Here is a 20,373-nt window from a genome sequence, read left to right as displayed (position 1 = left end):
AGGCCGAAGCCCGGCGAGGTACCGTCAGCGCCCAGGCTTCTGGGCGGGCGGGCATTTCACCTGGATCAATTCTCGCTCGGCAAGGTTTTGACCCAGGCGTACCGCGCTCAGGCAGCCGCCCCAGACACAACCTGTGTCCAGCGAAAGCAGGTTGGGGCGATTCTGCCAACCCAGCGTCGACCAGTGGCCAAACGCCACCAGCGTGTCGGCGGTGGCCCGCCCCGGTACATCGAACCAAGGCAGATAGCCTGGTGGCCCGCCATCGGCACTCTCCGTGCTGGCGAATTCCATTTCTCCCTGAGGCGTGCAAAAACGCAGCCGCGTGAGGGCGTTGACGATGACGCGCAGGCGGTCGTGCCCACGCAGGCCATTGCGCCATCCCAAGGGCAGGTTGCCGTACATATTGCGCAGGAAATCGAGCCAGTCGGGGCCGCTCAGCACATCCTGCACCTCTTGGGCCAAAGCCATGACCTGGCTGGATGTCCAACTGGGCAGCACGCCAGCGTGGAACATCAACACGCCGTTCTCATGGCGGGCCAGGGGCTGGCGCCTCACCCAGTCGATCAAGGTGTCCCGGTCTTCGGCCTGCAGGATGCCCTGCAGGGTGTCCTTGCGTCCGGGGGGGCGCAGACCTTCGGCCGCGGCCAGCAGGTGCAAGTCGTGGTTGCCCAGCAGGCAGCGGGCCGCATCCTCCAGTTTCATCAGGCGCCGCAGCACCCCGGCGGAGTCGGGGCCCCGGTTGACCAGGTCGCCCAGCAGGTAAATCGTGTCACGGCTGGGTGAGAAACCCAGTGTGTCCAGCAGCCGGCCCAGGGCATCGTTGCAGCCCTGGACATCACCAATCAAGTACATTGCCATGGTGTTGATTCTCTACTCCCCTGCATGGATTTCCTGCTGATTGCCCTGCTGACCCTGCTCAATGCAGTGTTTGCCATGTCCGAGATGTCGCTGGCATCGAGTCGCAAAGCCCGTTTGACCGCCATGGCCGAAGCGGGCGACAAGGGCGCGGCCACGGCACTGGCCTTGCTCGACAACCCCACCCAATTCCTGTCCTCGGTCCAGGTCGGTATCACCTCGATCGGCATGCTCAACGGCATTTTGGGTGAGGCCGCATTCAGCGATCGTCTGGCCCATTGGCTGGTGAGCTGGAACATGCCCGAAGGCGTGGCTGGCGTCACGGCGACGGCGGTGGTGGTGACGGCCATCACCTTCATCACCATTGTGTTCGGTGAGTTGGTGCCCAAGCGCATCGGGCAGCTGTACCCTGAGACGGTGGCTCGCTGGATCTCGCGTCCCATGTCCTGGGTGGCGGTCGGGGCCAAGCCTTTTGTGCGTTTGCTCTCTCTCAGCACCCATGCTGTCTTGCGTCTGCTGCGGGTCGATGATTCGGGGGGGCGTTCGGTGACCGAAGAGGAAATCGTGGCCAGCCTCGAGGAAGGGCTGGACGCCGGGGTGATCGAAGAGCATGAGCACCAGATGGTGCAGAACGTGTTTCGCCTGGACGACCGGCCGCTGACGTCGATGATGCTGCCCCGGGCTGAGATTGATTGGCTTGAGGCTCAAGATTCTGCGGCGCAGTGCCTGCAACGGATTCGCGCTGCCGGCGCGCTCAACAGTCATTCCTGGTACCCGGTCTGCCGAGGCTCGCTCGATGATGTGGTGGGGCTGATCAGTGTCGCTTCGCTGCTGGAGTTGGGGCCCGACCATGCCGGGCCCATTGAGGCCCATGCCTTGCCGGCTGCATTTCTGCCAGAAACCCTCAGTGGCATGGAGTTGCTGGAGCAATTCCGGGCTCGCGCCGCCCGCATGGTGCTGGTGGTGGATGAATATGGTGTGGTGCAGGGCTTGATGACGCCGCACGATGTGCTGGAGGCCATCACCGGTGAATTGCAGCCCCTGGCGCAGGCCGATGCCTGGGCTGTGCAGCGCGAGGGGGGGTCGTGGCTGCTGGATGGGCTGATGCCGGTGGATGAATTGCGGGCGCGCCTGGATATTCGCGAGTTGCCCGAGGAAGAGCGCGGCCGCTACAACACCCTGGCGGGCCTGTTGATGTTTGAATCAGGGCATTTGCCTGCGACGGGCGAGCGCATTGAGTGCGCCGGCTGGATTTTTGAAGTGGTGGATCTTGATGGCCGACGAATTGACAAAGTTCTGGCATGGCCCCTGGGTACCAGTCTCTGAGGGACTTCTCATTTCGCATTTCGCGGTGTTGCCGGAACTTCAATAATCAGGTCAACGTGTCTGGTTGGTGAAGATAATCCTGAAATTGCAGAAGGGTTCAGCCTTGGTCTTTGTGCGGCTTGAATTTATTTCTATAATGGCGTTTTAACACGAATGGGTTGATCAAATCATGAGCACCACGTACAAGGATCTACTGAAGCAACGCGAAGCCCTGGAGCAGCAAATTCAAGAAGCCCGCAAGCGTGAAACCGCCGATGCGGTGGCGCAAGTGCGTACCTTGGTCGCTGATTTTGGTCTGACGGCCGAAGATATTTTCCAGGCACCGCGTGCCCGTAGCAGTTCTGCAGCCAAGGGTGGCAAGGTTGCCGCCAAATACCGCAATCCCGCCACAGGCGAAACTTGGACTGGCCGTGGCAAGGCGCCAAAGTGGATTCAGGACCAAGACCGTGCGCAATTTTTGATTGCTGCGTGATCTCCGTCTGATTGATTGAATCCCGTTCTGCGCTGACTGGCGCATGACAACAAAAAGCCCGACCAGAACTCTTTCTGTTCGGGCTTTTTGTTGTCTCCCCGGTCAAGAAGGGTGGTCAGTCGCTCAGTTTGTGCTGTGAACTTGTGTCTAAATGTATTTGCGATGATGCCCTCAGGCCCGACCTGTGGATCTATGAGCTTGATGTTGTGAATTGATATTGTGAAAATCAGGTGTTGCTTATTTTCATTTCCTCAAGGTGCAATCGCATTTAAGCATTGGGATGCTGGCTATCCTCTTGAAATGCGCACAGCCGTGGGGCATGCTTTGACGTTCAGTGCGTGCCTCGGTGCGGATTCTGCAGAACGCCATGCAGCGGCGTGGGTGAAATGAGCTGCAGACGCTGGTGGGTGGGTTGACAAGCCGGTATTTGCCACATGAGAGGGCACCACTGCGTTTGGGGACGAGCAGCGTGCCAGGCGGCCTTGGTTTTCTCAAGGGCAGCTCTCAGCCTGTTTTCAGGCGGGTGACATGCCACTCGCACAAAGAGGCCGTGCAAACTTGCTGGTCACGGCCGCGGAGGCCCATGCCAAGCGATGTGTCGTGGGCCGTATCAGGCTATCCGACCTTGCAGTGGACTGACGAAGACTGTTCCCAGGCAGTCGGCTGTCGGTATTGAGGTATTTAGGCTGCAATGCTCCACATTCTTATTGTCGATCGGTCGTTTTTGCCGGATAAAGGGTGCAACGAAATCGATAGGCTTTCAGCATGAAGGACCAAGACGCCAGTCTTCAGGCGCGCACGATCACGACCCGCCTGGGGATGGTCGCGGGCGTGCTTCTGTCAGTGTTGTTGTTGTCCCCGCCGGTGCGGCTGTTTGATCGGGGCGAGGGTTTGTGGCTGGGCTTGCACCTTATGCTGGAGTTGTCGGCCGTGGTGGTGGCCTCCCTCGTGGTCGCGGTGTCGTGGTATTCACTGGATCGGGTGCAGCGTCGGCAGTCCAATGCCCTGATCTTTGGTTTCACGGTCACGGCGGTCTGTGATCTTTTGCATGCGCTCTCCTATGCCGGGATGCCATCTTTGTTCTCGGCATCGAGTACCTCCAAGGCGATTTACTTCTGGTTGGCGGCCCGAATTTTCGAGACCCTGGCCTTGACCATGCTGGCGATCAACCTTCGTTTGCCGGGCCCGGCCGGACGCTGGTTCGGGGCCGCTGTTGGGGTTTCGCTGGGTTTGTTTGGCTTGTTCACCTGGCCCCCTCTGGGTTTGCCTGCGGTCTACGTGCCGGAATATGGTCTGACGACGTTCAAGGTGTTCGTCGAATACCTGCTGTGCCTGGCCAATCTTGCGATCGCCGTGACTTTCTGGGGCTCAGCGCAGCGCACCGGCCGATCTCGTGGGTATTGGCTGGCGGGGGCCTGCTTTGTGATGGCCCTGGGCGAGGTCGTATTTGCCAGCTACCACGCGCCCGAAGATTCGCTCAACGTGCTGGGGCATGTCTTCAAGGTGCTGGCTGACGGGCTCATCTTCCGGGCCGTGTTTGCCATCAACATCCTCCAGCCCTTTGAGCTGGTGAGGCGGACCGAGGCCTCGTTGCGTGATCGCGAGGCCCAGTTGGCCGCTCTGGCCAGGAATATTCCCAATGGACTGCTTTTTCAGGCCGAACGTGACCAGAATGGGAACAACCGCTTTGTGTATGTGAGTGACGCGGTGCAGCGTGTGGGCGGCATGAACATGGCCGATGTGCTGCGCGACCCGATGCTGCTCTATGGGCGCCTGCTGCCCGAGGATCTGGCGTCGCTTCGCGCAGCCGAGGCCGAATCTGCACGCTTGATGTCCGTGCTGGATGTGGTGGTGCGCATGCCTGTCAGAAATGGCGCCATGCGGTGGCTGCGGGTCTGCTCCGCGCCCAGGCATCTGGAGGATGGACGCGTCATGTGGGATGGGCTGGTGCTGGACATCACCCGTGAAAAGTTGGATGAGCAATTGCAGCGCAGCAATGAAGCCGTTTTGCGCACCATGGTCGACAACATGCCTTTCGAAGCCTGGGTGCGCGACGAGCAGGAGCGCTTGGTGCTCGAGAACCCAGCGCGTGTGGCGCATTTCGGAACGCAACTGGGGCTGACGCCGGCGCAGTGCACCGATCAGGAGGACGAGCAGGAGCGGTGGGCGCGCTACAACGCCCTGGCCTGGCAAGGTGAAGTGATCGAGTACGAGATGGACACCTTGGTGCAGGGGCGCATGCGCTCATTTCTGTGCATCGTGGCGCCCCTCTGGCAGGGCGAGTCGGTGCGCGGGCTGGTTGGGTTCAACATCGATGTCACCCCTCGCAAAGAGGCGGAGCGGCGGGCTCATGAGAAAGATGCGCAATTGGCCAGCATTCTCATGCAGATGCCCGGTGGGGTGTCGCGGCTGGACCGCGACCTCAGATTCCAGTTCGTCAACGAGGCTCATGCTTCCTGGTTTGGCCATTCGGTCGAAGCGATGCGCGGGCAGCCTTTGTCGGCCATCGTCTCACCAGATCGGCTGCAGCGCATGCTGCCCTATGTGCAGCGCACTCTGGCCGGGGAGTTGGTGGTGTTCGAGAACCGTGTGGAACTGCCCTCGGGGCAGGTGCGCTACCGCCACACCACATTGGCCCCGGAGCGGGGGGCGGATGGCGCGATCATCGGCTTCATTGCCTTCGCCATCGACACCACCGAACGCAAGACCATGGAGTTGGCCCTGCAGCAGAATCAGACCCGATTGCGGGCCCTGGTCAATGCGCTGCCTGACATGGTGTTCCTGAAAGACGTCGAAGGTCGTTACCAGTATTGCAACCCGGTCTTCGAGCGGTTTGCAGGGCGTGGCGAGAACGCCATCATTGGTTGCACTGACGAGCAGTTGTTCTCGATGGAGGCCGCCCTGCATTACCGTGCCCGTGACCTGGAATTGCTGAAATTGAAGCAAGCGATGATCTACGAAGAGGACATGGTGTTCTCGGATGGCCACCATGGCTTGTTCGAAACCATCAAGACGCCCATTCGGGACAACGAAGGTCAAATCACGGGCATTCTTGGCGTGGCGCGCGACATCACGGATCGCAAGCGGGCGGAGCGCGAGATTGAGCGCCTGGCTTTCTACGATGCGCTCACCGAACTGCCTAACCGTCGCCTGCTGATCGATCGCCTGCACCAGGCCTGCCTGTCCAGCGAGCGTATGGGGAACCACGGAGCCTTGTTGTTCCTGGATTTGGACAACTTCAAAGACCTCAACGACACCTTGGGCCACGCCAAGGGCGATCAACTGCTGGTGCACGTTGGGCGTCGGCTGGTCAAGTGCGTGCGGCAGTGCGATACGGTGGCTCGCTTCGGAGGCGATGAGTTTGTGCTGATGCTGGAAGACCTGGCCCAGGACAGGGCCGCAGCGGCCGAGCAGACCGAACGCGTGGCCGAGAAACTGCTGGCCAGCATGAACAAACCTTTTGACCTCAATGGCCTGGAGTACTACAGCACACCCAGTATCGGCATCACCCTGTTCCAGGGCGATGACACCCCGATTGACGAGTTGCTCAAGCGCGCTGATCTGGCCATGTACCAGGCCAAGGCGAACGGACGCAACACGCTGCGCTTTTTTGACCCGCAGATGCAGGCCGCGGTCACGGCGCGGTCCGTCCTGGAGGGGGATCTGCGCCAGGGACTGCTGCGCCATGAGTTGCTGCTTTATTACCAGCCTGTGGTCGATGACGCGCGGCGCATCACCGGGGCAGAAGCCCTGGTGCGCTGGGCGCATCCGCAGCGTGGCATGGTCTCGCCAGCAGAGTTCATCCCGCTGGCCGAGCAGACCGGGCTGATCCTGCCCTTGGGGCAGTGGGTGCTGGACCAGGCCTGCTCCCAACTCGTGCGCTGGTCTGAGCAAGAGGCCACACGTGATCTGACCATCTCCGTCAACGTCAGCGCCCGGCAGTTCAGGCACCCCGATTTCGTGGCCTGGGTGCGGCAAAGCCTGTCGCGCTCGGGGGCGCGGGCGCGCTGCCTGCAGCTGGAATTGACCGAGAGTCTGCTTCTCACAGACGTCGAGGACATGATTGCCAAGATGACCGAGTTGCGCATGGAAGGGGTGCGCTTCTCGCTGGACGACTTTGGTACCGGGTATTCGAGCCTGAGCTACCTCAAGCGCCTGCCGCTGGACCAATTGAAGATCGACCAGTCATTTGTGCGTGATGTGCTGGTCGATCCCAACGATGCCGCCATCGTCCGCACCATTTTGGCCTTGGCAAACAGCCTGGATCTTGCCGTGGTGGCCGAAGGGGTGGAAACGCTGGGGCAGCTGGAATTTCTCTACCAAAGTGGGTGTCGGGCCTTTCAGGGCTATCTCTTCGGGCGCCCGTCACCGGTCGATGTGCTTGAGCGAGCGCAAGGCTTGGCCGAAAACGAGCCCTCTGAGCGCGGCACAATCCTCGGATGAGTCAGCAGATCGAAGTTTTGGTGGCCGGTGGCGGTATTGGTGGCTTGGCCGCGGCCCTGGCCTGTGCGCAAGCCGGCTGGGTGGTGCGCCTGTTTGAACGCGCCCCGGTCTTCAGTGAGGTGGGGGCGGGGATCCAGATCAGTCCGAACGTGGTCCGCGTGTTGCACCACTGGGGTCTGGAGACCGCGTTGAAGCCTGTGGCTGCTTTTCCGGATCGGCTGCAGGTGCGTTCAGCCTTGTCCGGGGCTGTGCTGGGAGCACTGCCCTTGCGCGGCCGTGCCGAAGGGCGGTATGGGGCACCCTATGCCACCATCCACCGCGCCGATCTGCACCACCTGTTGCTGGAGGCTGTCCGTGCGCACGGTCAGGTCGTGCTGAACCAGGCCTCTGCGGTGCAGGGTGTTCATGCAGCGGCAGCCGGGGAGGGGGTGGCGCTGGAGCTGGAAGGCCGCAAGCGCATCGAAGGCGATGTGCTGGTGGGGGCCGATGGCTTGTGGAGTCAGGTGCGGCGTGAGGTATGGGGTGACACCCCGCCGCGAGTCACAGGTCATCTGGCCTTCCGCGCCATGCTGCCTCAATCGTCCTTGCCTGCCGGCTTGCGCACTCAGTCGGTGACGGCCTGGCTGGGGCCGCGACTGCACGTGGTGGCCTACCCGGTGCGGGGGGGTGACTGGCAGAACGTGGTGGCCATCGTGCACGGCGAGGTGGAGGGCGATCTCAGCCATTGGGACCACAGCACCAATGCGCAGCAGTTGCAGGCTGCCATGGCCGGCACCTGCGCCGGCTTGCAGGATCTGATCAGGGCGGTTCCTGAATGGCGCCTGTGGGCGCTGTGCGACAGGCCGCCTGTGGCGGGGGCCGAGCAGATGGCGCGTGGACGCGTGGCCCTGCTGGGCGATGCGGCGCACCCCATGCGCCCTTACCTGGCCCAGGGGGCGGGCATGGCCATCGAAGATGCCCATGCCCTGGCGCAATCCTTGGCCATGACGGAGATCGATTTGCCCACCCGACTGCAGCGCTACGCCTTGAACCGGTGGCAGCGCTGTGCCCGTGTACAGGCCCGGGCCGAGCGCAATGGGCGCATCTTCCATTCCAGCGGCTTGCTGCGCTGGGGGCGCGACCTGGGCATGCAGATTCTTGGGGACCGGCTGCTGGATGTGCCCTGGCTGTACGGGGGTGATCCGCTCAATCCCTTGCCCTCGCGCGATTGAGGCGTGGACGTCAGTCGGCGGGTTGGGAGATCTTGCGCGCCTCGTCGATCTGGTACTCGAAGTAGCGCTGAAAGCTGTAGACCAGGCTGGTCATCAGCACGCCAGTGCCGATCAGCAGTGCTGCCGCCAGCACTGCAATCGTGCCCCAGTGGGTACGCCCTGGGGCCGCGTCTTCGGCCAGGCCCGGGTTGTAGCGACGGTTCCACTTCTCGGGCGTCATCAGCCCGTAGACGATGGCACACAGGGCGCAGGCCGCGATGTTGAAGCCCAGCACGGGCAGCAGCACCCAGCTCAGGGTGTCGTCCAGGCCCAGTGCCTGCACGCGCTCCAGGCCCCACAGGCCCAACAGGGTCGGAACCCACAGAGCCCAGCCCAGCCAGTCGCCCCAGCCCTTGAGGTAGAAGCGATGCAGGCCGAGTGGCCCGCCCAGAAAGGCCAGCCACGCGGCCAGGGTTTTGTTTTTCATGCGCCGACTTTACTCGGGCGAGCTGCTGTCGCCCTGGCCCAGGCTTTTTTCCATCAGAACGATGTCAAGCCAACGGTTGAACTTCCAGCCGCAGGCCTTGAGCACCCCGGCCGGGGTGAAGCCGACGCTGCGGTGCACGCCAATCGAGCCCGCGTTGGCCGAGTCGCCGATCACAGCAATCAGCTTGCGCACGCCCACGGCCTCGGCCCGTGCGCCCAGTTCGGCGAGCAGGGCTCGGCCCCAACCCTGGCCCTTGGCCTCGGCGGCCATGTAGATCGAGTCTTCGGCAGAGAAGCGGTACGCTGGCCTGGGCTTGAACCAGTTGCAATACGAGAAGCCGACCACCCGACCCTCGTGCTCCATCACGAGGTAGGGCAGGCCCTTGGCCAGCACGTCAGCACGCCGGGTGGCCATGTCGGCCTCACTGGGTGGATCGACCTCGAAAGTGCCTGTGCCATGCAGCACGTGGTGGGCATAAATAGCGGTGATGGCAGGCACGTCGGCCTCGGTGCTGGGTCGGATGATGGGCATGAAAATGTGAAACGGTTATAATCGTGAGCTTTTCAGCGTGTCGCTGGCCGGGTGGCTATGTCGCGTGTCTCAACGCTGGAAGAAATTTCGGAAGAAATTCCACCACCCAAGGATAAATCATGGTCGTCATTCGACTCTCCCGCGGCGGCTCCAAGGCCCGTCCGTTTTACAACATCGTCGTCGCAGACAAGCGCGAACGTCGCGATGGCCGCTTCATTGAACGTCTGGGTTTTTACAACCCCAGCGCCAAGGAATCGGAAGAAGGCCTGCGCATCGCGCAAGACCGTCTGACCTACTGGAAGGGCGTTGGCGCCCAGGCTTCCGACACCGTGGAACGCCTGATCAAGCAACTCGCCAAGAAGGCTGCCTGATCGCGCCACGCGTTCAATCCGCACGCTCTTCGCTTTGCTGATTGAGCGCACAGACAGGCCGGCAGTGTTCGCACCGCCGGCCTGAATTTTTTTGGGGCCTGCATTTTCATGTCACAGAACTTTCCCCCGCTCGAGGCGGCTGAACTTCCGGCCGATGCCATCGAGGTGGGCCGCATTGCCGATGCCTGGGGCATCAAAGGCTGGTTCCGCGTGTTGCCTTACAGCGCAACGCCAGAAGCCTTGTTTTCATCCAAGCGCTGGTACTTGCAGCCTGCTGAGAAAGGGGCCAAGACCTTCACCGGCACGGTGCGCCTGGCCATCAAGGAAGCCAAGGAACACTCAGACTCCGTGGTGGCCACAGCACACGATGTGCCCGATCGCAATGCCGCCGAAGCCTTGAAGGGCGCGCGCATCTTCGTGCCCCGCTCCAGCTTCCCGACCGCGGCCACCGATGAGTACTACTGGGTGGATCTGTTGGGCTTGAACGTGGTGAACCGCGAAGGCCTGGCCCTCGGCGTGGTGCGCGATCTGATGCACACTGGGCCCCAGACCGTGCTGGTGATTGCCTACGAACAGGACGGCAAGACCCTGGAGCGCATGGTGCCCTTCGTATCGGCCTATGTGGACAAGGTGGATCTGGCGGGCCGCTGCATCACCGTCGATTGGCAGCCGGATTACTGAGCCGAGCCGGCAGCGACCCATGCGATTTGACGTCATCACCCTGTTCCCCGAGTTGTTCGAGCCGTTTCTGGCCGCCGGCGTGACACGCCGGGCCTACGCTTCGGGCCAGGTGAGCGTTCGTCTCTGGAATCCGCGCGATTTCGCGCAGGGCAACTATCGGCGTGTGGACGATCGGCCTTTCGGTGGTGGGCCCGGCATGGTCATGATGATCGAGCCTCTGGAGCGCTGCCTGCAGGCCATCCGTGCCGACCGAGCCAGCCTGGCCGAGCCCGAGCGAGCCCCAGTGGTGCTGTTCTCGCCCATTGGGCAGGCTCTCAACCACCCTGCGGTGGAGCGGTGGGCGCAAAGCCCGGGTGCGATTCTGCTGTGCGGCCGCTACGAGGGCATCGACCAGCGCTTCATCGATGCCCATGTGGATGCTCAGATCAGTCTGGGTGACTTCGTGCTGTCGGGGGGCGAAATTGCCGCGATGGCCCTGATCGATGCTGTCACGCGCTTGCAGCCCGGTGTGCTCAATGACGAGGGCAGTCACCAGTTCGACAGCTTCAACCCTGCGCTGGATGGTTTGCTCGACTGCCCGCATTACACCCGACCGGAAGTCTGGCAGCCCGCTGAGGGCGCTGCACCGGTGCCCGTGCCGGACGTGCTGCTGTCGGGCCACCATGCGCACATCGAGCGTTGGCGGCGGGATGAGCGCTTGCGCATCACAGCACAACACCGCCCGGAGCTGATCGTCGCCGCGCGTGAGGCTGGCCTGCTGAATGCCAAGGATGAGGCTGCTCTGGTCAGAAATTCCTGATTGGTTATAATCAAAGGCTTTTCGATCCTCTGGCCGGCCGCTTGCTCTGTGATTTTTTAGAGCGAGCCACCTTGAAAATTCTTCGAAGTTCTCTTCGGAAATTGTCCACGAGGCATGGGGTGGGCGTTGTGCGCAGGCACGGTGTCTCGCTTCAGGCCTGTGCAGCAAGGTGCAAGTCATTCCGACACTGCCAATCATGGCGCGGGCAAGATCGTATGAGGTCCTCATGAATCTGATCCAAACTCTTGAGCAAGAAGAAATTGCTCGCCTGAACAAGACCATTCCCGAGTTCGCCCCTGGCGACACCGTGATCGTCAGCGTGAACGTGGTTGAAGGCACCCGCAAGCGCGTTCAGGCTTTCGAAGGCGTCGTGATCGCCAAGCGCAACCGCGGCCTCAACAGTGGCTTCATCGTGCGCAAGATCTCGAGCGGCGAAGGCGTGGAGCGTACGTTCCAAACCTACAGCCCGCTGATCGCCAGCATCGAAGTCAAGCGTCGTGGCGATGTCCGTCGTGCCAAGCTGTACTACCTGCGTTCGCGCAGCGGCAAGTCGGCTCGCATCAAGGAAAAGCTGCCGGCGCGTGTCAACAAGGTGGCTGCTGCCGCCTGAGCTTGATAGCTTCGTCCGGGAAAGCCGCTGCAGCCCATGCTGTCAGCGGCTTTTTTGTTTCTGCTGACCATCGCCTTGTTGGTCTCATCCTAGTTTTCCTCCCAGGGGCACTCCCTTGAGCACTGACACCTCTGCCCTCACGCTCCTGTCCCGCCTGCCGAACTTTGACCCGCGTGCGGTGCCTGTGCTGCGCACCGATGCCGATTTGCCTGCCGTGGGCGCTGATCGGCTGCGTCCTGAGGCCTTGGCAAAGCGGTTTGCGCTGCCGCCAAGCTGGCAGCCCGAAGTGACGATGGAGCGGCGCTTTGCCAATCGGCAGCCCGCTCAGGCCTCGGTGCTGGTGCCCATCGTGCTGCGCGATGAGCCGACCGTCTTGCTCACCCAGCGCACCGAGCATCTGTCGACGCACTCTGGGCAGGTCGCCTTTCCGGGGGGGCGTATGGACGACACCGACACCTCGCCTGCGGCCACAGCCCTGCGCGAAGCCCAGGAGGAGGTGGGGCTGGCCCCTGAGCATGTGCATGTCCTGGGCAGCTTGCCCATCTACACCACGGGCACGGCTTACATCGTCACCCCGGTGGTGGGTTTGGTCAGCCCAGGATTCAACCTGCAACTCAACCCCGATGAGGTGGCCTCGGCCTTTGAGGTTCCGTTGGCGTTTTTGATGAACCCAGCGAACCACCGGCGGCATGCCTATGAGGCCGAAGGCGTGCGGCGTGAATGGTTTTCAATGCCCTGGATGGATGGCGAGCAGGAGCGTTTCATCTGGGGTGCCACGGCAGGCATGTTGCGCAATTTCTACCGATTTCTGGCGGCTTGAGGGCCGCGACGCAGAAGCAGTAACAGCCCCCGGTATCATCGCAGCATGAGTTTTTTCGCCATTCTTTTGGCTTTGTTGATCGAGCAGGCCCGGCCCCTGGGGCGCAGCAACCCGATTCATGCGGGATTGCGCGCCTGGGCACGCACCGCCAGCCGCAATTTTGATGCCGGCAAACCCCAGCATGGCTGGATCACCTGGGGCCTGGCGGTGCTGTTTCCGGCGCTGGTGGCTCTGGCGATCCACTGGTTGCTGTGGGTGTTCGTGGGCTGGCCGGCGGCCATGCTCTGGAACGTGGCCGTGTTGTACGTCACCCTGGGGTTCAGGCAGTTCAGTCACCACTTCACCGATATCCGCGATGCCCTGGAAGAGGGTGACGAGGCACGTGCACGCGAGTTGCTGGCCCAGTGGCAACAGGTGGACGCGAGCGAGCTGCCGCGCAGTGAGATCGTTCGTCACGTGATCGAGTATTCGGTGCTGGCGGCGCACCGCCATGTGTTTGGTGTGCTGGCCTGGTACTCTGTATTGGCTGCCGTGGGCCTGGGGCCTGCCGGGGCCGTGATCTACCGGCTGGCCGAGTTTGTCTCGCGTTATTGGCGCTATCGCAACCGGGTGGGTCAGGAAGCTGTCAGCGAAGCGCTTCAGCGCGCCGCGGCCCAGACCTGGACGGTGATCGATTGGCTGCCCGCCCGCCTGACGGCGTTGGTGTTTGCCGTGGTCGGCAACTTCGAGGAAGCCATCGACGGATGGCGCTACCACGCGCAACGCTTTCCCAACGATAACGACGGTGTGGTGCTGGCTGCGACGGCAGGTGCCATCAACGTGCGGCTGGGGGGCGAAGCCTTGAAGGTCACGGCTTTGCCTTCGCAACTGCCTGAGTTTTCGGCAGGTGAGGCCGATGCCGAGTCTGCGGACAGTGACAGCACGCCCGGCCGTGAGCCCGAAGTCGCCCATCTGGCCCAGATCGTGGGCCTGGTGTGGCGCTCGGTCGTGGTGTGGATGGTGTTGTTGGCCTTGTTGACGCTGGCGCGCCTGCTGGGTTGAGGGTGCCTTTTTGAGCACCGCATGCCTGATCGCTTTGGGCTTGCACACCTCCCTATCTGATTCAGCCCTGCGACCTGGGGCACTCATCCAAGCGAGATCTCTGTCATGAATCCGAGTTTCTGGAGCCCTCTGGTGGGCACGCTCAAGCCCTATGTGCCTGGCGAACAGCCACGCATGGCCGGTCTGGTCAAGCTCAACACCAACGAGAACCCTTACCCCCCATCGCCTCAGGTGCTGGCTGCCATCAACGCCGCCACCCGCTCAGGCCTGGAGCGTTACCCCGATCCGGAGTCCATTGAATTGCGTCGCACCATTGCGGCCCACCATGGCTTGCAGTGGGGTGAGGTGTTTGTGGGCAATGGGTCGGATGAGGTGCTGGCACACGCATTCCAAGCTTTTTTCCAGCAGGGCGGAGCCCCCCTGCTGATGCCGGACATCACCTACAGTTTCTACAGCGTCTATTGCGATCTGTATGGCATTCCGGCGCTGAAGGTCCCCTTGCGCGACGACCTGCATCTTGAGGTTTCCGACCTGGTCGCACCGCCGGCCACCGTGGTGGCGGGGGTGGTGGTGGCCAATCCCAATGCGCCCACCGGCATCGGCTTGCCCTTGGCCGAGATCCAGCGCCTGCTGCTTCTGCATCCCGACAGGGTTGTGTTGGTGGATGAGGCCTATGTTGATTTCGGCGCTCAAAGCGCTGTGTCCTTGATCGAGCAGCATCCCAATTTGCTGGTGGTGCACACGTTGTCCAAGTCGCGTTCGCTCGCAGGCCTGCGGGTCGGGGTGGCGATGGGGCAGCGTCACCTCATCGACGCCCTGGAACGGGTCAAGAACAGCTTCAATTCCTACCCCCTCGACAAATTGGCCCAGGCCGGAGCGCAGGCGGCCTATGAGGACCAGGCCTACTTCGATCAGACCCGCCAGGCCGTGATGCACAGCCGCGAAGGCCTGGCCTTGCAGCTTGAAGACCTGGGCTTTGAGGTGCTGCCCTCGCAGGCCAACTTCCTGTTTGTGCGCCACCCGGCTTGTGATGCGGGTTTGTTGGCTGCCGGGCTGCGCGAACGCGCCGTGCTGGTACGTCACTTCCGGCTGCCGCGCATCGAGCAGTACCTGCGCATCACGGTGGGCACCCCGGACCAGTGTCAAGCACTGGTCGAGGCACTGCGTCCTTTGTTGCCAGCCTGATCGGCTGGCGAGGCCGTTATGGCCTCAGTAATTGCCTCAGTAGTGGCCTCAATACCGGCTCTGGCTCAGCTCAGCGAACAGGTCCGCATAGATGCGGTAGCGTTGCTCGCTGATGGCGTCTGGTCGGTCCTCGGTGCTCACCGCGGCCATGACCCCGCAGCCCGGCTCGTGCAGATGGGTGCAGTTGTAGAACTTGCAGTTCGCCACATGGGGCTTGAGGTCGGGCATGTAGGCCGCCAATTGGGCGGGGTCGATGTGATGCAGCCCGAACTCCTGAAAGCCCGGCGAATCGATCAGCCCCGTCTGGCGCTCTGCGTCCACCCAGTACCAGGAGGTGCTGGTGGTCGTGTGCTTGCCCGAGTTCAAGGCCTGTGAAATCTCCTGCGTTTCGACCAGGGCGCCTGGCACCAGCAGATTGATCAAGGTGCTTTTGCCCGAGCCAGAGGGGCCCAGCACCAGGGTGTTCTTGTGGCTCAGCAGACGCAGCAGGTGTTCGCGGTCGACCTCGCCCGACTTCTTGAGCGACAAGGGCATGACGCCGTAATGCATGTGCCGGTAGGGCGCCAGCCGGGCCCAGGCGCGGGCGAAGGGCTCGACCAGGTCGCTTTTGTTGAGGCCGATGATCGGAGTGATGTGCTCGGCTTCGGCCGCGATCAGGGCGCGCGAGAGCTGGTGCGCCGAAAACTCGGGCTCGGCGGCCACCAGGATCAGCACCTGATCAAGGTTGGCGGCAAACGACTTGGTGCGGATCTCGTCTTGCCGGTAGAAAAGATTCTTGCGCGGCAGCACCTTCTCGATGGTGCCTTCCTCGCCTTGACCCGGTGTGGCCGACAACCAGCTCACACGGTCACCCACCACGGCCTGACTCTTCTTGCCACGGGGGTGGCAGATGCGCCTCACGCCGTCGGGGCTTTCGACGACACAGTGACGCCCGTGGCTGGCCACCACCAAGCCCTCTTGCAAGGTGCGGCGCTCACTCACGGAAGTTACCTGCAGGGTCGCTGTCAAGGAGGGCATCGACCAGGGTGGCCGCATCGAAGTCACGCTCGGACAGGCCTTTCACATCGTGGGTGTTGAAGCGAACCACGCAGCTGTGGGGGCGCACCAGCAATTCAGGATGGTGATCGCGCCGGCGGGCGATGAAGGCCACGGCATTGACGAAGGCCATGGTGTCGCCATAGCTGGTGAAGGCATAGCTCTTTTCGATGCAGATGTCGGCGCCATCGCCGTTGAGCCGCCAGCCTGGGTGGCGGGCCAGGCGGGTCACGATTTCGGTCGGGCTCAGAGCGCGCAAGGGGCGCTCTGGCTTGGAGGGGGATTGCGGGGCGTTCATGGAGGGGCGTGTGGGCCAGGAGCCAAACCGTTTCAAGTGCCCAGGCGGACCAGCCGTTCAGAGGCCGGAGGGTGGGAGTAGTAAAAATTGGCAAACACCGGATCAGGTGTCAGCGTGGAGGCATTGTCCTCGTAAAGCTTGAGCAGCGCGCTGGCCAGGGCCTGCCCGTCGGTCTGCGCGACGGCGTAGGCGTCGGCCTCGAACTCGTGGCGTCGCGACATGCGAGCCATCAAGGGCGAGACAAAAAAGCTGAAGACCGGCACCACCAGCATGAACAGCAACAAGGCCAGGGCATCATTGGCGCCCGTCAGTGAGGGCTGTACGCCCAGCCCGGCAAAGAACCACACCTGGCCACTCACCCAGCCCAGCAAGGCAAAGCCGGCCAGGCTGAAGGCAAACACGCCGATCAGGCGCTTCAGGATGTGCTTGTGTTTGAAGTGCCCCAGTTCATGGGCCAGCACGGCATCGACTTCTGCAGGCGAGAGTTTGCTGAGCAGGGTGTCGAAAAACACCACCCGCTTGGCGGTGCCAAAGCCGGTGAAATAGGCATTGCCATGGGCGCTGCGCCGGCTGCCATCCATCACGAACAGGCCTTTGGCCGAGAAGCCGCAGCGCTGCATCAGCGCCGTCACCCGTGCCTTGAGCGTTTCGTCTTCCAGCGGCTGGAACTTGTTGAACAGCGGCGCAATGAAGGTGGGGAAGACGATCATCATCAGCAGGCTGAAGGCCATCCAGGTGCTCCAGGCCCAAAGCCACCAGAAACGCCCTGTGCTGCCCATCAGCCAGAGGATCAGGCTGGCCAGGGGCAGGCCGATCAGCACGCCGAGCAGGCTGGACTTCAGAAGGTCGCCCAGCCACAGACGCCAGGTGATCTTGTTGAAGCCGAAGCGCTCTTCGATCACAAAGGTCTGGTAGAGCGAGAACGGCAGGTCCAGCAGGCCGCCGATGAGCACGAAGCCGCCCAGCAAGGCCAGTTGCTGCACCATGCCAGCACCCAGCCAGCCGAGCAGGGCCTGGTTCAGGGCATCCAGGCCACCCAGCAGCGTCCATGCCATGAGGGTGGCCGTGCTCCAGGCCAACTCCAGCATGCCAAACTGGCTCTTGGCGATGGTGTAATCGGCGGCCTTTTGATGGGCTGCCAGAGGAATGCTCTGGGCGAACGGCGTGGGCACCGAGGCGCGGTTCAGGGCCACATGGCGGATCTGCCGTGACGACAGCCACAGGCGCAGCAATACACTGCCCACCAGGGCGAGCGCAAAAACGCTGGTGAGTAGCAGCGCGGGGTTCAGGGTCGAGGAGGCTTCAGGCATGGTGGCGGAGTTTAGGCCATCAGCGACAATCGACCCATGTCAGAAACCATTTCTCCCCTGAGCAAATCCGACCTCAACCTGGTGTGGCTGGATTGCGAAATGACCGGACTCGACCCCGAGGTGGACCGCCTGATCGAGATCGCTGTGGTCGTGACCGGACCGAATCTGGAGCCCCGCGTTGAAGGCCCTGTCTTCGTGATTCACCAAAGCGATGCGCAGCTCGACAAGATGGACGCCTGGAACAAGGGCACCCATGGGCGCAGCGGCTTGATTGACAAGGTGAAGGCGTCCACCACCACCGAAGCCGAAGCCGAGGCTGGCTTGATCGAGTTCATCCGCCAATACGTGCCCAAGGGCAAAGCCCCCATGTGTGGCAATTCGATCGGTCAGGACCGGCGCTTCCTGGTCAAGTACATGCCCAAGTTGGAGGCTTTCTTCCATTACCGCAACCTGGATGTCAGCACCCTCAAGGAGCTTTCCAGGCGTTGGAAGCCGGAGGTCTATGCCAGCTTCAAAAAGGCACAGAAGCACACCGCCTTGGCCGATGTGCATGAGTCGATCGACGAGTTGGCGCATTACCGCGAGCACTTTCTCAAGCTGTAAGTGCCCGGTGCTCTGCTGTCATCGACAGCGCATAAAGGTCATTTTTGGGCTTTCTCTTGCGGGAAAACCCTGAACCTGTCACAATCGCAGGCTGCACTCGGAAACGGGTGCTTCTTGTGCATCTCCCTTCACTCCCGGGCTTGCGGCTGTGGATGATGACCCAGAGCTTTCCAGAAAAGCAGGTCTCGTCCGGATCGATGAATGTCGGTCTTCCAGATTCGCTGAAACGCCCACCCGCGCCATCGTCTCCCAGACACCAGATGGCTCAGGCTTCGTTTGATGGTTGATGTTGTTTAACCATTGACGAAGCGTCCGCTGGCTACGCCGGCGGCGCATTTCGTGTGAGAAAACCATGACCGACACTCTTGCAGTGCAGGGCGACATCGCGCCTGCCGAATCCTTTGTTTCCACCGCCGCCGTGGTCGCCCAAGTGGCTGCCCAGGTGCTGGGTACCGAATCTGATGCTGCCAGCCAGCCCGCAGAACCCGCTCTCCCCAATGGCTTCGTGAAGCTGGGCCTGGCGCCCGAACTGGTTCAGGCCGTGGCCGACCTGGGCTACACCGAACCCACCTCCGTGCAGTTGAAGGCCATCCCGCTGGCCCTGCCCGCCGATGTGCAAGCCGGCGAAGCCGCCCGCTACATCGATTTGATGGTCTCCAGCCAGACCGGCAGCGGCAAGACCGCCGCCTTCCTGCTGCCCGTGCTGCACACGCTGATCCAGCAACAAGCCCAGGCCGAGGCCGATGCCCGCGCCGAGTTCGATCGTGCCGTGGCCGAAGCCGCTGCCCGTGGCGAGCCCGCCCCCAAGCGCCCCAAGCGCAAAGACCCCACCAACGCCCGCAACTTCAAGGCCGCCGTTCCTGGCGCCCTGATCCTGTGCCCGACCCGCGAGCTGGCTCAGCAGGTGGCCCATGACGCCATCGACCTGGTCAAGCATTGCCGTGGCCTGCGCGTGGCCAACGTGGTGGGCGGCATGCCCTACCAAGTGCAGATTGCCAAGCTGCAAAACGCCAATCTGGTGGTGGCCACCCCGGGCCGCCTGCTCGACCTGCAGCGCTCGCAGCAGATCAAGCTGGACCAGGTTCAGTTCCTGGTGGTGGACGAAGCCGACCGCATGCTGGATCTGGGCTTCTCGGACGATCTGGCTGAAATCAACCAGCTCACCATCCAACGTCAGCAGACCATGATGTTCAGCGCCACCTTCGCGCCGCGCATTCAGCAACTGGCTGCCCGCGTGATGCGCGAGCCGCAACGCATCCAGATCGACTCCCCGCAGGAGAAGCACGCCAACATCAAGCAGGTGCTGTTCTGGGCTGACAACGCCCAGCACAAGCGCAAGATGCTGGACCACTGGCTGCGTGACACCACCATCGACCAAGCCATCGTGTTTGCCAGCACCCAGGTGGAATGTGATGGCCTGGCCACCGATCTGCAGCAAGAAGGTTTCTCGGCCGTCGCATTGCACGGTGCCCTGAGCCAGGGTCTGCGCAACCGTCGCCTGATGGCCCTGCGCAGCGGCCAGGTGCAGATTCTGGTGGCCACCGACGTGGCAGCCCGTGGCATTGACGTGCCCACCATCACCCACGTGTTCAACTTCGGTCTGCCGATGAAGGCCGAAGACTACACCCACCGCATTGGCCGTACTGGCCGTGCCGGCCGCGATGGCCTGGCTGTGACCTTTGCCGAGTTCCGCGATCGTCGCAAGATCTTCGACATCGAGGGTTACAGCAAGCAGACCTTCAAGGCCGAAGTCATTCCCGGCATGGAGCCGCAACAGCGCTTCGATGCACGTCCGCGTGGCGACTTCGGTGGCCGTGGCCGTGGCAGCGAAGGCCGTGACTACGGTCCGCGTGACCGCAAGTTCGGCGGCGGTGGTCGTGGCGGTTTTGCCGGTGGCGATCGCGGTGGCTTTGGTGGTGGTGACCGTGGCGGCTTCGGCGGCGGTGACCGCGGTGGTTTCGGTGGTGGCTTTGGCGGTCAAGGTGATCGTGGCGGCCAGCGCCCGGCCCGTGGCGAAGGTTTCCAAGGGGCTGACAGCTTCGGCGGTGGCCGCCGTGAGCCGCAGCGCGATGGTCAGGGTTATGGCCGCAAGTCGGGTTTCGGTGATTTCGGCGGTGGCGCTGCGCCCCGTGGTGATTTCGCTGCCCGCAAGCCTGGTGGTGCTCCGCGTCACGCCGGCCCCGGCCCGGCCCGTCCTTTCGTTCCGCACGACGCACGCAAGCGTCCCGTTCGTTGAGCTTGATGCTCAGGTCACGGCCGATTCGGCTGTTTGACTGAGACATCTGCCCATCAGAAAGCGCTGACACCGCAAGGTGT

19 protein-coding genes and 1 pseudogene are annotated in these 20,373 nt (G+C 62.6%); 14 read left to right on the top strand and 6 right to left on the bottom strand.

Going from position 1 to position 20,373, the window contains the following annotated elements:
- Nucleotides 1-24: 24 nt before the first annotated feature.
- Nucleotides 25-858, bottom strand: a complete 834-nt coding sequence (locus F624_RS0112910; protein ID WP_031254908.1) for a symmetrical bis(5'-nucleosyl)-tetraphosphatase — start codon at nucleotides 856-858, stop codon at nucleotides 25-27.
- 24 nt (nucleotides 859-882) lie between these two features.
- Here F624_RS0112910 and F624_RS0112905 point away from each other — a divergent pair, with 24 nt between their 5' ends.
- From F624_RS0112905 to F624_RS0112890, 5 genes and pseudogenes are all read left to right on the top strand, one after another.
- Complete coding sequence (locus F624_RS0112905) at nucleotides 883-2,181, top strand: hemolysin family protein (RefSeq protein ID WP_019574727.1); 1,299 nt, start codon at nucleotides 883-885, stop codon at nucleotides 2,179-2,181.
- 169 nt (nucleotides 2,182-2,350) lie between these two features.
- Nucleotides 2,351-2,653, top strand: a complete 303-nt coding sequence (locus F624_RS0112900) for an H-NS histone family protein (RefSeq protein ID WP_019574726.1) — start codon at nucleotides 2,351-2,353, stop codon at nucleotides 2,651-2,653.
- A gap of 765 nt (nucleotides 2,654-3,418) precedes the next feature.
- A pseudogene (locus F624_RS36245) lies at nucleotides 3,419-4,576 on the top strand (MASE3 domain-containing protein); the annotation flags it as partial.
- Nucleotides 4,577-4,585: 9 nt separating this feature from the next.
- A complete protein-coding gene (locus tag F624_RS34080; protein ID WP_273422016.1) occupies nucleotides 4,586-7,096 on the top strand; it encodes a sensor domain-containing protein in 2,511 nt (836 codons plus the stop codon).
- Nucleotides 7,093-8,307 (top strand): FAD-dependent monooxygenase, encoded by a 1,215-nt coding sequence (locus tag F624_RS0112890; protein WP_019574724.1) that lies wholly within the window; start codon nucleotides 7,093-7,095, stop codon nucleotides 8,305-8,307. The genes F624_RS34080 and F624_RS0112890 overlap by 4 nt, the downstream gene beginning before the upstream one ends.
- A 10-nt stretch (nucleotides 8,308-8,317) precedes the next feature.
- Here the strand turns inward: F624_RS0112890 and F624_RS0112885 are convergent, their stop codons facing one another.
- Both F624_RS0112885 and F624_RS0112880 read right to left on the bottom strand, forming a co-directional pair.
- The gene (locus F624_RS0112885) at nucleotides 8,318-8,773 is read right to left on the bottom strand and encodes an NINE protein (protein ID WP_019574723.1); all 456 of its coding nucleotides are present in this window, start codon (nucleotides 8,771-8,773) and stop codon (nucleotides 8,318-8,320) included.
- Between the two features lie 9 nt (nucleotides 8,774-8,782).
- Nucleotides 8,783-9,304, bottom strand: coding sequence for a GNAT family N-acetyltransferase (locus tag F624_RS0112880; RefSeq protein WP_019574722.1), 522 nt, complete (start codon nucleotides 9,302-9,304; stop codon nucleotides 8,783-8,785).
- Between the two features lie 119 nt (nucleotides 9,305-9,423).
- Between F624_RS0112880 and rpsP the strand changes: the two genes are divergently transcribed.
- From rpsP to hisC, 7 genes are all read left to right on the top strand, one after another.
- Nucleotides 9,424-9,675: a 30S ribosomal protein S16 gene (rpsP, locus tag F624_RS0112875; protein WP_019574721.1), complete on the top strand. Its 252-nt coding sequence runs from the start codon at nucleotides 9,424-9,426 to the stop codon at nucleotides 9,673-9,675.
- Nucleotides 9,676-9,783: 108 nt separating this feature from the next.
- Entirely contained in the window at nucleotides 9,784-10,356 is a 573-nt protein-coding gene (gene rimM, locus F624_RS0112870) for a ribosome maturation factor RimM (RefSeq protein WP_019574720.1), read from the top strand.
- A gap of 19 nt (nucleotides 10,357-10,375) precedes the next feature.
- Nucleotides 10,376-11,155, top strand: coding sequence for a tRNA (guanosine(37)-N1)-methyltransferase TrmD (trmD, locus tag F624_RS0112865; RefSeq protein WP_019574719.1), 780 nt, complete (start codon nucleotides 10,376-10,378; stop codon nucleotides 11,153-11,155).
- Between the two features lie 226 nt (nucleotides 11,156-11,381).
- Nucleotides 11,382-11,765 carry a 50S ribosomal protein L19 gene (rplS, locus tag F624_RS0112860; protein WP_019574718.1) on the top strand — a complete coding sequence of 128 codons (384 nt, stop codon included), beginning with the start codon at nucleotides 11,382-11,384 and terminating at the stop codon, nucleotides 11,763-11,765.
- Nucleotides 11,766-11,880: 115 nt separating this feature from the next.
- Entirely contained in the window at nucleotides 11,881-12,585 is a 705-nt protein-coding gene (locus tag F624_RS0112855; protein WP_019574717.1) for a CoA pyrophosphatase, read from the top strand.
- Between the two features lie 45 nt (nucleotides 12,586-12,630).
- Nucleotides 12,631-13,626, top strand: a complete 996-nt coding sequence (locus F624_RS0112850) for a CobD/CbiB family protein (protein ID WP_019574716.1) — start codon at nucleotides 12,631-12,633, stop codon at nucleotides 13,624-13,626.
- 105 nt (nucleotides 13,627-13,731) lie between these two features.
- Nucleotides 13,732-14,811 carry a histidinol-phosphate transaminase gene (hisC, locus tag F624_RS0112845; RefSeq protein WP_031254905.1) on the top strand — a complete coding sequence of 360 codons (1,080 nt, stop codon included), beginning with the start codon at nucleotides 13,732-13,734 and terminating at the stop codon, nucleotides 14,809-14,811.
- 48 nt (nucleotides 14,812-14,859) lie between these two features.
- Here the strand turns inward: hisC and rsgA are convergent, their stop codons facing one another.
- From rsgA to F624_RS0112830, 3 genes are read right to left on the bottom strand one after another with little or no spacing between them, the layout of a single operon-like run.
- Nucleotides 14,860-15,828 (bottom strand): ribosome small subunit-dependent GTPase A, encoded by a 969-nt coding sequence (gene rsgA, locus F624_RS0112840; protein ID WP_211224154.1) that lies wholly within the window; start codon nucleotides 15,826-15,828, stop codon nucleotides 14,860-14,862.
- Nucleotides 15,785-16,144 carry a 4a-hydroxytetrahydrobiopterin dehydratase gene (locus F624_RS0112835; protein ID WP_019574713.1) on the bottom strand — a complete coding sequence of 120 codons (360 nt, stop codon included), beginning with the start codon at nucleotides 16,142-16,144 and terminating at the stop codon, nucleotides 15,785-15,787. Before F624_RS0112835 ends, rsgA begins: the two co-directional genes overlap by 44 nt.
- 32 nt (nucleotides 16,145-16,176) lie before the next feature.
- A complete protein-coding gene (locus F624_RS0112830; protein WP_019574712.1) occupies nucleotides 16,177-17,454 on the bottom strand; it encodes a M48 family metallopeptidase in 1,278 nt (425 codons plus the stop codon).
- Nucleotides 17,455-17,490: 36 nt separating this feature from the next.
- Here F624_RS0112830 and orn point away from each other — a divergent pair, with 36 nt between their 5' ends.
- Nucleotides 17,491-18,057 carry an oligoribonuclease gene (gene orn / locus F624_RS0112825; RefSeq protein WP_019574711.1) on the top strand — a complete coding sequence of 189 codons (567 nt, stop codon included), beginning with the start codon at nucleotides 17,491-17,493 and terminating at the stop codon, nucleotides 18,055-18,057.
- A gap of 352 nt (nucleotides 18,058-18,409) precedes the next feature.
- Complete coding sequence (locus F624_RS0112820) at nucleotides 18,410-20,293, top strand: DEAD/DEAH box helicase (RefSeq protein ID WP_019574710.1); 1,884 nt, start codon at nucleotides 18,410-18,412, stop codon at nucleotides 20,291-20,293.
- Nucleotides 20,294-20,373: the final 80 nt, after the last annotated feature.

This window comes from Curvibacter lanceolatus ATCC 14669, assembly GCF_000381265.1.
Lineage (GTDB): Bacteria > Pseudomonadota > Gammaproteobacteria > Burkholderiales > Burkholderiaceae_C > Curvibacter > Curvibacter lanceolatus.
This window is presented reverse-complemented; position numbering and strand designations above follow the sequence as displayed.